Genomic DNA, 14,390 nt, shown 5'->3' on the forward strand with positions numbered 1-14,390 from the left:
CCGTGGACCGGGGGTCCCCCTAGAGGGAGCCGCCGGTCCGTCGCGGTGGTTCGGGCAGGCCGGCGGCGACCTTCCGCAGGGCTGCGCGGATCGAGTCGGACAGCGGTGTGTCCTGGCCCGAGCCGATCCAGAACTCGATCGCCACGCGCACCGCGCCGACCACGGTCGAGGCCATCAGCCGCGGGTAGATGTCGGTGTCGGCGTCCATGCCGAGACGTTCGGCGATGCCCGTCGCCAGCGCCGCCTCCCGCACCGCGTGCACCTTGAGGTACTCGCCGCCCAGCGGGGAGGCCGCGACGGCGAGCCGCACCTTGCTGACCAGGTCCCGGTCGCGCGTGTCCCCGGCCGTGAGGGCACCCAGGGTGGCGTTCACGACCGCGTCCCACAGCGGCTCGTCGACCGGGCGGGCGCGCAGGTACTCCTGGATCGCCGCCGACCGGTCGAGGTCGACCGCGTAGATCGCCTCGTTCTTGCTGCGGAAGTAATTGCTGAAGGAGCGCGTGGACATCCCGGCCCTCGCCGCGATGTCCTCGACGCGGACGTTCTCCCATCCGCACTCGACGGCCAGGCTGAGCGCGGCTTCGCTCACCGCCCGGCGTACGGCGGCGGTCTTGTTCTCGCGAGCCGTTGGTGACACGGCGACAGCATCCCACACGTGTTTTCAGTCCCTCTTTAGGGGGGTGGGGTGGACTGGGTGGGCCAGCGTCAGCCGTCCACGGAGGTATGCCGTGCGTGTCCTGTTCACCCCGTTGCCCTCCAGGACCCATCTGTATCACCAGGCTCCGCTGATCTGGGCGTTCCGCACGGCGGGACACGACGTGCGCGTGGCCTCGCAGCCGTCGCTCACGCCGACGACCCTCGGCATGGGGCTGCCCGCCGTGGAGGTCGGCGAGGGTTTCGACTTCATGGGCGCCATGGTGGAACTGCGCAACGGCAACAGTTTCAGCCCCGCGCAGCTGGAGGCGATGTCCCAGGAGGAGAGGAGACGTCTGCGGGACGAGCGGTTCGGGCCCGTGGTCGGGCTGGCCACCAGGATGGCGCCGGACCTCATGACGTTCGCCGAGCGCTGGCGTCCCGACCTGATCGTCACCGACCCGGTCCTGATGGCCGCTCCCCTGGTGGGGGCGGCGCTGGGCATCCCGCTCGTGCGCAAGATCTGGGGTCCCGACATCATCTACGGCCACCCGCTGCAGGGGCAGCCCTTCGACGGCACCGAACGCGACGCGTGGCCCACCGGGCTGACGGAGCTGTTCGACCGGTACGGCGCCGAGGTCCGCAACGACTACCCGCTGCGCACCGTCGACCCCTGGCCCACCAGCCTCAAACAGTTCGGCCGCCCCGACGGCCGCGTGCACGAGCGCTACATCCCCTACAACGGGGCCGGCACCGTCCCGGAGTGGGTGGTGGAGCCCCCCGCACGACCCCGTGTCTGCGTCACCTGGGGCACGACCAACAGCGTCCTGGGCGGCGACCCCGCCCTGCTTCCGCGCGTCGTCGGCGCGCTCACCCCGCTCGACATCGAACTGGTGGTCGCCGTCAGCCCCGCCGACCGGGCGCATCTCGGCGAGCTGCCGGACAACGTGCGGGTCGCCGAGAACCTCCCCATCAACCTGCTGCTGCCCCACTGCGCGGCGATCGTCAACCAGGGCGGGGCCGGGTCGGTCCTGACGGCCGCCCACATCGGGGTGCCCCAGGTGCTCGTGCCCGAGACGGCCGAGACGCCGATGATCTCGCTCGCCTTCGCCGGTGGCGGCTCCGCCACCGTTCTGGAAGCCGCCACCGTGGACGCCGACGCCGTCGCCTCCGCGGTGACCGCCGCCTGCACGGACGACGCGATCCGGCAGGCGGCGTGGGAGATCCGTGACGAGATCGCCGAGATGCCCTCGCCCGCCGAGGTCGTCCACATCCTCACGGACCTCGTCGCGCGCTGACGCCCCCCTGGCCGCTTACCGCCCGAGCCGAAGGAATCCCGTTGCGCATCCTCTTCACCCCCGTCGCCGCCACCACCACCCCCCTCTTCCACATGGTGCCGTTGGCCTGGGCCTTCCGGGCAGCCGGGCACGACGTGCGCGTGGCCGCCCAGCCCGAACTGAGCCGGGCGATCGTCGACGTCGGACTGCCCGCCGTCGAGGTCGGCCACGGCTACGAGATCATGGACGGCGTACTGCGCTCGCGCGGCGGACAGCGTGTGATCGAGGCGCCCGCCGATCAGTGGACCGACAGCGGTCTGGCGGGCACCGCCGAGGAACCCCCCGCCGACTACGACGACAAGCACGCCGACCTGCGGGACGCGGCCATGGCCCCGCTGGTCGAGGCCGCCGGCCGGATGGCGCCCGGCCTGCTGCGGTTCACCGAGTACTGGCGGCCGGACCTGCTGGTCACCGACTCGATGGTGTTCGCGGCCCCGCTGGTCTCGGCGCTGCGGGGCGTGCCGCTGGTCCGGCAGACCTGGGGCCCGGACGTGATGCGCATGGTCAGTCAGCCGTTGCAGGGCCGCGCCGCCGACGGTGACGTGCGCGCCGAGTGGCCCACGGGGCTGCCCGGCCTGTACGACCACTACGGCGTGGAGGTCCGCAACGACTACCCGGTCCGCACCGTCGACCCCTGGCCCACCAGCCTCCAGTTCCCCGACCTGAGCGGGCGGCTGCCCATGAGGTTCGTCCCCTACAACGGCGCGGCCGTCTCCCCGGACTGGGTGCTGGACCATCCCGGCCGTCCCCGGGTGTGCGTCACCTGGGGCACCTCCACCTCCGCGCTCGCCGGTGACGAGGCGTTCGTGCTGCCCCGGGTCGTCGAGGGCCTCGCCGGTCTCGACGTCGAGGTCGTGCTCGCGGTCGGCCGCGACGACCGGAGGAAGCTCGGCACGCTGCCGGCGGGCGTTCGCGTGGCGGAGAACGTCCCGCTGCACCTGTTCATGGGGACCTGCGACGCCATCGTCCACCAGGGCGGCACCAGCACGCTGCTGACGGCGGCCCGCCACGGCCTGCCCCAGGTGATGATGCCGCAGACCGCCGACAACCCCTTCAACGCCGCCAACTTCGCCGGCAGCGGCGCCGGCGTCACGCTCGACGCGGCCGGGGCGGACGCCGGGGAGATCGGGGCGGCCGTCACCAGAGTGCTCACCGAGCCGGCCTGGCGGGTGGCGGCGGAGAAGCTGCGCGAGGAGATGGCCGAGATGCCCCCTCCGTCGGCCGTGGTCCGCTCGCTCGAAGAGCTGGCCTGAACAGAGCCGGCCCGACCACGCGCGGACCTGCGAACCGGGCTTCCGGTTCGCAGGTCCGAGGACGTGCGGTCAGCCTATGCTCTGCGCGAAGTCGAAGAAGCCGTGCGGGTCGTAGGTGCGCTTCGCCTTGACGAGCCGCGGGTAGTTCTCGGCGTAGTACGCCTGCCGCCAGTCCGCCAGATCGGGGTCGATGTAGTTCTGGTAGGTCTCGTGGGCCGAGTACTGGTCCGTGACGGTGAAGGCGCGGTCGATCCAGGCGCGGGCCGCGGCCCGTTCCTCGTCGTTGTCCATCACCGGAGGGAGCACCGTCGCCAGGTCGACCGAGAACCGGGCGTCCCGGTGCACGTACGCGGTCGCGGTCCGGGGGACGTCGGAGGCGGCACCGCCGAGCGCGAACAGGTGGATGAACCGGATGTGACCGGCCCGGCGTTCGGCGTCGAAGGCGGCGAGGATCTCGTCCACCCCGGAGGACGGGACGGCCTCCTTGAACAGGCGCGAGCGGTCGATCTGGAAGCCGGCCCTGGGAAGGGTGGCCTCGGGGTTGTGCCCCACACGGTGGCACTGGGCGACGGTCTTGTCCGAGCACTTGAACCAGGACATCATCCCGTCGCGGAATCCGAGGTCCTCCGCGTCGCGGGCGGCCGGAGCGCGGCCGATCGCCGAGACGAGGGCGTCCAGGTGCGCGTCGAGGTCCTCGGGCGAGCCGAGGAACGTGCCGTCGGTGATCAGCAGCGGCGTGGCGTCGGGGGCGGCGTTGAGGAGCCCGAGCAGGCAGCGGCCGCTCATCTCCCGGGGGGCGCCGGGCAGCCAGCGCTGCCAGCCCTCCACCACGTCCTTGACGTGGTCCCAGTCCCAGGCCAGCGTGTAGTTGACCATCCCGGGGATGGTGCTGTTGCGCCGTTCGTAGCGGGTGACGATGCCGAAGTTGCCTCCCCCGCCACCGCGCAGTGCCCAGAACAGGTCCTGGTGCTGGTGCTCGGAGCAGGTGACCACGCTGCCGTCGGCGAGCACGACCTGCACGGATTCCAGCGAGTCGCAGCCGAGGCCGAGCGAGCGGGTCTGCCAGCCGATGCCGCCGCCCTGGAGGTATCCGCCCATCGCCACGGTCGGGCAGATCCCGGACGCGAGCCCCACCCCGTGCGCACCGGCGGCGTCGACGAGGTCGGTGAGCTGGGCGCCGGGGCCGACGACCGTGGCATGCTCGCCGACCTGGACGGTGTTCAGCCGGGACACGTCGATGACCAGGCCCTCGGTGGTGGAGTACCCGCCGTAGCTGTGTCCTCCGCTGCGCGGGACCGCGGGGACGCCGTTGTGCTGGGCGAAGGACAGACACGCCCGTACGTCGCCGACGGTCTCGCAGTAGGCCACTCCGGCCGGACGGATGCCGTCGAACATCGTCCGGTGCAGTTGCTTGGCCAGGTCGTAGTCGCCGCTGGAGGGCAGCACCAGCCGCCCCGTCAGCCGCCTCTGGAGCCGCTCCCATTCGGTCTTCCCCGCCAGGGCGCTGCTGCTTGCGGCGCCGGCGGCACCGAGGCCGGCCAGGGCCAGGGCGGCCGCTCCGCCTTTCAGTACTGCTCTTCGCGTGGTCATGTGTTTCCCCCGTTGCGTTTCGTCGAGTGACGCTGCGACTCGCACTCCGACTCGACTCGGACTCACGCTCTCAGCATGCTGAGGAGTGCTAAATCCGTGCTTGGCCGTGCAGACGCTCGGTGACCAGGCGCACGATCGCCTCCCGGTGGCCCGCGAGGAAGAAGTGTCCTCCCTCGAAGACGCGCAGTTCGAAGCCGGCCGTCGTGTGCTGTTCCCACGCGCGCACCTCGTCGAGCGTCACCTTGGGATCGCTCGCTCCGGCGAGGGCCGTGATCGGGCAGTCCAACCGCACGTCGCCGGTCAGCCGGTAGGTCTCCGCGGCCTTGTAGTCGGCACGGATCGCGGGCAGCGCCGAACGCATGAGTTCCTCGTCGCCGAGGACACGGGCGTCGGTGCCGTCGAGCCCGGCCAGCTCCGCGAGGAGACGGTCGTCGTCCAGGAGGTGCACCAGCGGGCCGCCCGCCCTGGCGGGCGCCCGCCGCCCCGAGGCGAACAGCCGGACGGCGCCCGGCCCCGGGGCGGCCTCGATGCGGCGCACCAGCTCGAACCCGAGCGTCGCTCCCATGCTGTGCCCGAACAGGAGCACCGGCCGGTCGAGGTAGGGGCGCAGGGCGTCGAAGGCCGCGTCGGCCAGGGCGCCCATCTCGTCGATGCACGGCTCCCGGCGCCGGTCCTGGCGGCCCGGGTACTGTGCCGCCAGCACGTCGGCGCGGGCGCCGAGCGCGTGGGCGAGCGGCAGGAAGTACGCCGCCGAGCCGCCGGCGTGCGGCAGGCACACCAGCCGTACCGGCGCCTCCTCGGCGCCCGGCACGAACCTCCTGAACCAGAGGGCACTCTTCTCGGTGGACATCGCGCCTACCAGAGGGATCCGAGGCAGGCCAGCAGGCTCCGCGTCTGGACGTTGAGGTAGTTGGCGTGCTGACGCATCGCCAGGACCTGGCGGACGGTCATCCAGCGGAAGTCCGGAGGGGGTTGGAGTGCCTCCGGATCGTCGCACTCGACCACCATGTAACGGCATTCCGCGTGATAGAACCGGCCGCCCTCCTCCGACAGCACCACGTCGTAGCGGACGGTGCCGGTCGCCGCGAGCACGTGGTCCAGGAACGGGGGGCGCCGTTCGGGCGGCGCGTCGGCGTAGTTGAGCGGGTTGCACTGGACGGTGGGGCCGAGTTCGACGACGTCCCGGAATCCCGGCTCGACGGAGGCCCGCATGAGGAGGTGCGGCACTCCGTCGACGTGTGCCGTCAGAAAGGCGACGACACCGGTGTCGCAGGGGGCCAGCAGCGGCTGGGACCAGGCGGCGACCTCACGCCGGCCGCTCTCCACCGAGACCCCGATCACCTTGAAGTGCTTGCCCTCGCGGTGTGCGATCTCCTCGTCCGACACCCGCCAGTCCCGCAGCGCGGACAGCGGGACGCGGTCGACGCGCAGCTCCGTCTCGGTGCGCACGTCGTTGAGCCAGCTGAGGATCTCGACGTCGGTGTGGCGGCCGTCCGTCCCGCCCGCCTGGAACGACCGGCGCAGACCTGCCGCGTACGCCGGGTCGGGAGCGTCGTCGACCAGGTCGTCCGGCCAGCCGGACACCGCCATGGGCAGGCAGGCCAGCACCGTACGGGAGTCCATGTTGATCAGGTTCGGCTCGGTCATCAGCCGCCGTATCTGCCCGAACGTCAGCCAGCAGAAGGTGTCGCGGACGGGCACCTCGGCGGTGGTCTCGACGACCATGTTGCGGTTGCGCTTGCCCAGGAACCAGGTGCCCTGCTCGGACTGGAGCACGTCGGCGACCACCCGGCCGCGGCCGGCCGGCAGGAAGTGCTCCAGGTAGGGCGTGGACGCCCCGCCGTGCACCTTGGTGTAGTTGCTCCGGGTGGCCTGCACGGTCGGGGAGAGCTGGAGCTGCCGGCGGTTGCCCGGTTCGACCTTGGCCTGCATCAGGAAGTGCAGGACGCCGTCAAACTCCTTGGCCAGCAGGCCGAGAATGCCGACCTCGGGCTGGTTGATGAGCGGCTGCTGCCAGGACAGTGTCCTCGGTCCGGTCCGGGTGATGTCCGTGCCCTCGACGCTGAAGAACTTGCCGCTGTCGTGCGCCAGAACGCCGTACCCCTCGGTGAAGTGCCAGCCCTTCAGCTCGGCGAGCGGTACCCGCTCGACCCGCGCCCGGACGGTCTCCTCGCACCGGGCGAGCCACGCGGCGAACTGCTCGTTCGTCGTCGCCACCCCGCCGGTGGCCAGCCCCGACCGCAGGAGGCGGGCTCCGTCGGAAAGGATTCCCGGCCGCGGTCCCGGGTGACTCAGGATGCCGCTCATTACCCACCCTTCTCCGCCCCGTCTGATCCCGGCATATTCTGCCGCCCCTCATTAAATCGCGACTAAATTCCGCAGGTCTTCTTTCGGCGACTCCCTTTAGGGCAGGGCGCCCCGTCGCTTTCGGGGCGACGGTTTTAGAACGGCCCAAGTCCGCCGCAAGACGGGACTGCGACCATTATTCGGCGTGTCCTGCGTCACCGGCACAAGCGATCGGAATTCGCATTGCGTTATCAAACGGTGGGGAATGACAAAGGGGAGGCCCGATGAACCCCGACTCGACTGAGCTCGGTCCGGTGGCGAACGAGAAGCGGCTGCGCGACTACCTCAAGCGGACCACGGCGAGTCTCCGCCAGACCCGCCGGCGTCTGGAGGAGGCCGAGGGCCGGGAGCGCGAGCCGATCGCCGTGGTGGCCATGGGCTGCCGGTTCCCCGGCGACGTCTACTCCCCGGAGAAACTGTGGGACATGCTGATGGCCGAGGAGGACGCCGTCACGGACGTCCCGCCCGACCGGGGCTGGGACATCGACGACATCTACGACCCGGATCCCGACGCCCCCGGCAAGACGTACACCCGCACGGGCTCGTTCGTCTCCGACGCCGCCCGGTTCGACGCGGACTTCTTCGGGATCAGCCCGCGCGAGGCGCTGGCGATGGACCCGCAGCAGCGGCAGATCCTGGAAGTCGCGTGGGAGACGTTCGAACGGGCGGGCACTCCCCCGTCCTCCCTGCGCTCCACCCGCACCGGGGTGTTCATCGGCAGCGTCGGCCAGACCTACAACATGAGCCTGCTGCCCACCAAGGAGCAGGTCGAGGGCTACATCCTCACGGGCACACAGGCCAGCATCATGTCCGGCCGCATCGCCTACGCCTACGGCCTCGAGGGCCCGACGCTCACCGTGGACACCGCCTGCTCGTCGTCGATGGTGGCACTCCACCTGGCGATCAAGGCGCTGCGCAACGGCGAGTGCGAGCGGGCGCTGACCGGTGGCGTCACCATCATGGCCACCTCCGCGTGGTTCACCGAGTTCAGCCGGCAGCGGGGGCTGGCCCCCGACGGCCGGAGCAAGCCCTTCGCGGCCGCCGCCGACGGCATCGGCTGGGGCGAGGGCGTGGGACTGCTGCTGCTGCGGCGGCTGTCGGACGCACAGCGCGACGGCGACCGGATCCTCGCCGTCCTGCGCGGCTCGGCGGTCAACTCCGACGGCGCCAGCAACGGCCTGACCGCGCCCAACGGCCCCGCCCAACGGCGTGTCATCGACCAGGCGCTGGCCGACGCCCGCCTGACCTACGGCGACGTCGACGCCGTCGAGGCGCACGGCACCGGCACCACTCTGGGCGACCCGATCGAGGCCCACGCGGTGCTCGCCACCTACGGACAGGACCGGCCCGCCGACCGGCCGCTGTGGCTCGGCTCCGTGAAGTCCAACCTCAACCACCCGCAGGGCGCGGCGGGCGTGGCCGGCGTCATCAAGATGGTGCTGGCCCTGCGCAACGGGCTGCTTCCCCGGACGCTCCACGTGGACACCCCGACGCCCCACGTGAACTGGGAACTGGGCAACGTCGAACTGCTCACGTCCGCGCGGCCGTGGCCCGAGACCGGCCGTCCGCCCCGCGCGGCCGTGTCGTCGTTCGGCGTGGGCGGCACCAACGCGCACGTCATCCTGGAGGCCGCCCCGCCCGCTCCCGCGACGCCGTCCGCAGAGCCGGCGGATTCCGGGCCACCGGTCGTCTCGGCGGGCACGCTGCCGTGGCTGGTCTCCGCCCGCAGCGAGGCCGCCCTGCGCGAACAGGCCCGGCGGCTCCTCGGCTTCGCCCTGGACCACCCGGACGCCGAGCCGTCCGACATCGGCCACGCGCTGGCCCACGAGCGCGATCACCACGAGCACCGCGCGGCCGTCGTCGCCTCCACGCGCGAGGAGTTCCTGGAGGGGCTGCGCGCCCTGGCGGACGGCCGGACGGCACGGAACACCGTCCAGGGCCGCGGCACCGCCGCCCGGACGGTGTTCGTGTTCCCGGGGCAGGGTTCCCAGTGGGAGCGGATGGCCGTCGGCCTGCTGGAGACCTCCGAGGTCTTCCGGGAGCACATAGCGGCCTGCGCCGAAGCGCTCGCCCCGCACACCGGCTGGTCGCTGCTCGACGTACTGCGGGGCGCGCCGGACGCCCCCTCGTCGGAGCGGGTGGACGTCGTACAGCCCGCGCTGTTCGCGGTGATGGTGTCCCTGGCCCGGGTGTGGCAGGCGGCGGGCGTCCGGCCGGACGCGGTGGTCGGGCACTCCCAGGGGGAGATCGCGGCCGCCCATGTCGCCGGGGCACTGACCCTCGACGACGCCGCCAGGGTCGTCGCCCTGCGCAGCCGGGCCCTGCTCGACCTGGCCGGAACGGGCGGCATGGCCTCGGTGCCGCTGTCCGCCGCCGAGGTCGCGGCCCTCCTCGACGTACCGGCCCGGGAGAACCTGGGCATCGCGGCCGTGAACGCGCCGGGCTCCACCGTGGTCGCGGGAGCCGTCGGGGAACTGCGGGAACTCGTCGACTCCTGCCGGCGCGACGGCGTCCAGGCCCGGATGATCCCGGTGGACTACGCCTCGCACACGCCGTACGTCGAGGCCGTCCGGGAACGGCTCTCCGAGGACCTGGCGGGGATCGCCCCGCGACCGGCCGACGTCCCGTTCTACTCCACCGTCGGCGCCGCGCCGGTGGACGCCGAGGCGCTCGACGGCGCGTACTGGTACACCAATCTGCGCAGCCGGGTCAGGTTCGACGAGACGACGCGCGCGCTGCTCGCCGACGGACACTCGCTCTTCATCGAGGTCAGCCCGCACCCGGTGCTGACCGTCCCGGTCCAGGAGACCATCGATGACCTCGGCGCCACGGCCCGGGCGCACGGCACCCTGCGCCGCAACCACGGCGACCCGACGCGGCTGCTCACGTCCCTGGCCGAGGCGCACGTCAACGGCGCGGCACCGGACTGGGCGCGGATCGTGCCGGGGTCGGCGGCGGCCCGTCTCGACCTGCCGACCTACCCGTTCGCCGGGGAGCGCTACTGGCCCGACGCCGTCGGGGCCGCCGGTGACGTCCGCTCGGCCGGCCTGGGCTCGGCCGACCACCCGTTGCTGGCCGCCGAGACGGTGCTGGCCGACGGTGCCGGGCACCTGTTCTCCGGGCGGCTCTCGCTGAAGACCCACGGCTGGCTCGCCGGGCACGTCGTGCACGACACGGTGATCGTCCCGGCCACCGCGTTCGCCGAGCTCGCGCTCCACGCCGCCCACCGCGTGGGCTGCGCCCAGGTGGCGGAGCTGACGCTCCAGGCGCCGCTGCCGCTGCGGGAGCGGGAAGCGGTGCGCATCCAGGTGATCGTCGGCGCGGCGGGCCCGGACGGCGACCGGCCCATCGGCATCCACTCCCGGCCGGACGACGACGAGGCGACCTCCGGCGATCTCCCGTGGACGGCCCACGCGACCGGCGTCGTGAGCCCGCACCCCGTACCGGCGGACGAGCCGGTCACGACCTGGCCGCCCGCCGGAGCGACACCGCTGAAGGCGGCCGAGGCGTACGAGCGGCTGGGCGCCATCGGGCTCGCCTACGGTTCCCCGTTCCTGGGGCTGCGCGCCGCCTGGCGCCAGGGCGACGACCTGTACGCCGAGGTCGAGCTCCCCGACGGCGTCGACACCGGGGGCTTCGCGCTGCACCCGGCGCTGTCGGACGCCGCGCTGCACGTCACCGCGCTGGCGGGCGACGACCACGACGGCCGGACCAGGCTGCCGTTCGCCTGGCGCGGCGTGTCGGTGCACGCCGTCGGCGCCACCGCCCTGCGGGTCCGGCTGCGCCTCACCGGGCCCGACACGGTCGGCCTGTCGCTCATGGACGCCGCCGGGGAACCGGTGACGACGGTCGAGGCCCTCACCGTACGACCGCTCGGCGCCCAGCGGGTCTCCGGCGCCGCGGCGGTGCGACGCGACTCCCTCTACCGCCTCTCCTGGCGGCCGGCGGCTCCTGCCGAGGAGACCGGCGGGCACGCCGGCTGGGCCGTGCTCGGAAGCCTCCCGGACCCCCTGCGCGACGGGATCGGCGGTGATGTCCGTGCCGTGGCCGATCTCGACGCGCTGCGCGCCCGGGCCGACGCCGGTGCGGAACTCCCGGAGGTCGTGCTGGCGTTCGTTCCCTCCCACGACGGCAACCCGGCCGACGGCGCCCGTGCGACCGCGCACTGGGCCCGCCGGCTCGTCCGGCAGTGGCTCGCCGACGACCGGTTCGAGAGCAGCCGCCTCGTCGTCGTGACCGAACGGGCGGTCGCCGTCCGCGCCGGTGAACACGTGCCCGGTCTGGCCGCGTCGGCGGCCTGGGGGTTCCTGCGGGTGGCGCAGCTGGAGCGCCCGGACCACTTCCACCTCGTCGACCTCGACGGCCGCGACAGCTCGCTGCGGCGGCTCAGGGAGGCGCTCGCGTCGGGCGAGCCCCAGCTCGCGCTGCGGGACGGCGAGGCGCACACGGCCCGGCTCGTGCACGCCGACACCGACGGCCTGCTGGCGCCGCCCGAGGGTGCCGGGGCCTGGCGGCTGGCGACCACCGAGCCGGGCACCGTCGAGAACCTCGTCCTGGAGCCCTGCGCCGCCGAACGGCCGCTGGAAGGCGGAGAGGTCAGGGTCGCGGTCCGGGCGGCCGGGGCCAACTTCCGCGACGTACTCCTCGCCCTCGGCCTCTATCCGGGCGAGGCGTTCATCGGCAGCGAGGCCGCCGGCGTCGTCACCGAGGCCGGCCCGGACGTCACCGGCCTCGCGCCCGGCGACGCGGTCATGGGCCTGTTCCCGGAGGGAGCGGTGGGACCGGTCGCGGTCGCCGACCGGCGGGCGCTGACCCGGGTGCCGCGCGGCTGGACCTTCGTGCAGGCCGCCACCGCTCCGGTGGCGTTCCTCACCGCCTACTACGCCCTGCGCGACCTGGGCGGTCTGCGGTCCGGGCAGCGGCTGCTCGTGCACGCCGCGACCGGCGGCGTCGGCATGGCCGCCGTCCAGCTCGCCCGGCACTGGGGCGCGGAGGTCTACGCCACCGCGAGCAACCCCAAGTGGGACACGCTCCGTGCGACGGGCTTCGACGACGCGCACATCGCGGACTCGCGGACGCTCACGTTCGAGGAGAGGTTCCTCGCCGCCACCGACGGCGCCGGCATGGACGTCGTCCTCGACTCCCTCGCCGACGAGTTCGTGGACGCGTCGCTGCGGCTCCTCCCCCGCGGCGGGCGCTTCCTGGAGATGGGCAAGACCGACGTGCGCGACCCGGAGGAGGTCGCGGAGCGGCACCCCGGTGTCGTCTACCGGGCCTTCGAGACGGTCGAGGCGGGTCCCGACCATGTCGCGCGCATGCTGGCGGACCTCGACGCGATGTTCGAGCAGGGCGCGCTGCGGCCGCTGCCCGTGGCGGCCTTCGACGCACGCCAGGCGCCCCAGGCGTTCCGGCTCATGAGCCAGGCCCGCCACACCGGCAAGCTGGTCCTCACGATCCCGCGCCCGCTCGCCGCCGACGGCACCGTCCTGGTGACCGGGGGAACCGGCACCCTCGGTGCCGCCGTGGCCCGGCACCTGGTCGCCGAGCACGGCGTACGGCATCTGCTGCTGGTCAGCCGGCGCGGGCCCGCGGCCGACGGCGCCGCCGCGCTCCGGGCCGAGTTGGAGGGGATGGGCGCCGAGGCCGTCGTACGGGCCTGCGACGTCGCCGACCGCGACGAGCTGCGCCGCCTGCTCGACGCGATCCCGCCGGAACACCCCCTCACCGCCGTCGTGCACTCGGCGGGAGTAACCGACGACGCGGCCGTCACCGCGCTGGAGGCGGGGCAGGTCGACCCGGTGCTGCGGCCGAAGGCCGACGCGGCGTGGAATCTGCACGAGCTGACGCAGGACCTCGACCTCAGCGCGTTCGTGCTGTTCTCCTCGCTCGCGGGCACCCTCGGCAACCCGGGGCAGGCCAACTACGCGGTCGGCAACGCCTTCCTGGACGCGCTGGCCGCGCACCGGCACACCCTCGGTCTCCCGGCGGTCTCGCTCGCGTGGGGGCTCTGGCAGCAGGCGAGCGGGATCACCGCCGAGCTGTTCGAGGAGAAGCGGCACGCCGTCGCGCACGACGTGCTGACCACCATGTCCGACGCCGAGGCGCTCGCGCTCTTCGACGTCGGCCTCGACGGCGGCCGGCCCGACCTGGTGCCCGCCGGTCTCAACCTCGCGGCGGTCCGGGCGGCGGCCGAGGTACGTCCCGCCCCGGCGGTCCTGCGCGGCTTCCTGCGGGCCGCACGCCGGCAGGCGGGCGGGCGGCGGGACGGCCGGGGCGCGCTCCGGCGGGAGCTGGCCGGGCGCTCGACGGCCGAACAGCTCGATTTCCTGCTCGACGTCGTCCGCAACGACATCGGCGTGGTGCTCAGCCATCCCGCGCCGGAGACGATCGACGCCCGGCGGCCGTTCCAGGAGATCGGTTTCGACTCGCTCACCGCCGTCGAGCTGCGCAACCGGCTGGGCGCCGCGACCGGGATGCGGCTGCCCGCGACCCTGATCTTCGACCACCCCAACGCGGCCGCGCTCGCCGCATACCTGCGGGAACGGCTGAGCGGACAGGTGCAGGACGCCCCGGTCCGTGCGAAGAGCGGCGGCGGCGCCGACGATCCGATCGTGATCGTGTCGATGGCGTGCCGCTTCCCCGGCGGCGTCCGCACCCCCGAGGACCTGTGGGACGTCGCCGACCTCGGGCGCGAGACCGTGTCCGGGTTCCCGGACGACCGGGGCTGGGACCTGGACAACCTCTTCGACCCGGACCCCGACCACCCCGGTACGTCGTACACGGACCGGGGCGGGTTCCTCGACGAGGCGGGGCACTTCGACGCCGAGTTCTTCGGCATGAGCCCCCGTGAGTCGCTGGGCACGGACCCGCAGCAGCGCGTGCTGCTCGAAACCGTGTGGGAGACCCTCGAACGGGCCGGGCTCCCGCCCGAGTCGCTGCGCAACAGCCGTACCGGCGTGTTCGTCGGCATGACCGCCTACGGCTATCCCGGCGGGCCGTCGCACGCCTCCGACGGGGTGGAGGGGTACCTGCTGACGGGAGCGGCGAGCAGTGTCGCGTCCGGTCGTATCGCCTACGTCCTCGGCCTGGAGGGGCCGGCGGTCACCGTGGACACGGCGTGCTCGTCGTCGCTGGTCTCCCTGCACCTCGCGGCGCAGGCGCTGCGCAACGGCGACTGCGACCCGACGGCACGGTGTTCTCCGAGGGGGTCGGGCTGCTGCTGGTGGAGAGG

6 protein-coding genes and 1 pseudogene are annotated in these 14,390 nt (G+C 73.2%); 3 read left to right on the forward strand and 4 right to left on the reverse strand.

From position 1 onward, the window contains the following. Positions 1-19: 19 nt before the first annotated feature. The gene (locus IG94_RS0136300) at positions 20-637 is read right to left on the reverse strand and encodes a TetR/AcrR family transcriptional regulator (RefSeq protein ID WP_043485617.1); all 618 of its coding nucleotides are present in this window, start codon (positions 635-637) and stop codon (positions 20-22) included. 91 nt (positions 638-728) lie between these two features. Between IG94_RS0136300 and IG94_RS0136305 the strand changes: the two genes are divergently transcribed. Both IG94_RS0136305 and IG94_RS0136310 read left to right on the forward strand, forming a co-directional pair. Beyond that, complete coding sequence (locus IG94_RS0136305; RefSeq protein WP_031047738.1) at positions 729-1,931, forward strand: nucleotide disphospho-sugar-binding domain-containing protein; 1,203 nt, start codon at positions 729-731, stop codon at positions 1,929-1,931. Between the two features lie 41 nt (positions 1,932-1,972). Beyond that, complete coding sequence (locus IG94_RS0136310; RefSeq protein ID WP_031047741.1) at positions 1,973-3,223, forward strand: nucleotide disphospho-sugar-binding domain-containing protein; 1,251 nt, start codon at positions 1,973-1,975, stop codon at positions 3,221-3,223. A gap of 69 nt (positions 3,224-3,292) precedes the next feature. Here the strand turns inward: IG94_RS0136310 and IG94_RS0136315 are convergent, their stop codons facing one another. From IG94_RS0136315 to IG94_RS0136325, 3 genes are all read right to left on the reverse strand, one after another. Next, positions 3,293-4,813, reverse strand: coding sequence for an FAD-binding oxidoreductase (locus IG94_RS0136315; RefSeq protein WP_031047744.1), 1,521 nt, complete (start codon positions 4,811-4,813; stop codon positions 3,293-3,295). 88 nt (positions 4,814-4,901) lie between these two features. Beyond that, positions 4,902-5,663: a thioesterase II family protein gene (locus IG94_RS0136320; RefSeq protein ID WP_031047746.1), complete on the reverse strand. Its 762-nt coding sequence runs from the start codon at positions 5,661-5,663 to the stop codon at positions 4,902-4,904. Between the two features lie 5 nt (positions 5,664-5,668). Then, positions 5,669-7,120, reverse strand: coding sequence for an NDP-hexose 2,3-dehydratase family protein (locus IG94_RS0136325; RefSeq protein ID WP_052411038.1), 1,452 nt, complete (start codon positions 7,118-7,120; stop codon positions 5,669-5,671). A gap of 302 nt (positions 7,121-7,422) precedes the next feature. On the opposite strand from IG94_RS0136325, the pseudogene IG94_RS0136330 reads away from it, so the two are divergent. Beyond that, positions 7,423-14,390, forward strand: a pseudogene (locus tag IG94_RS0136330) (SDR family NAD(P)-dependent oxidoreductase); the annotation flags it as partial.

It is taken from the genome of Streptomyces olivaceus (assembly GCF_000721235.1).
Classification (GTDB): Bacteria; Actinomycetota; Actinomycetes; order Streptomycetales; family Streptomycetaceae; genus Streptomyces; species Streptomyces olivaceus.

Coding starts and splice junctions, on each gene's coding strand:
- IG94_RS0136320 (WP_031047746.1), bottom strand. CDS start 5,663: ATGTCCACCGAGAAGAGTGCCCTCTGGTTCAGGAGGTTCGTGCCGGGC.
- IG94_RS0136315 (WP_031047744.1), bottom strand. CDS start 4,813: ATGACCACGCGAAGAGCAGTACTGAAAGGCGGAGCGGCCGCCCTGGCC.
- IG94_RS0136325 (WP_052411038.1), bottom strand. CDS start 7,120: ATGAGCGGCATCCTGAGTCACCCGGGACCGCGGCCGGGAATCCTTTCC.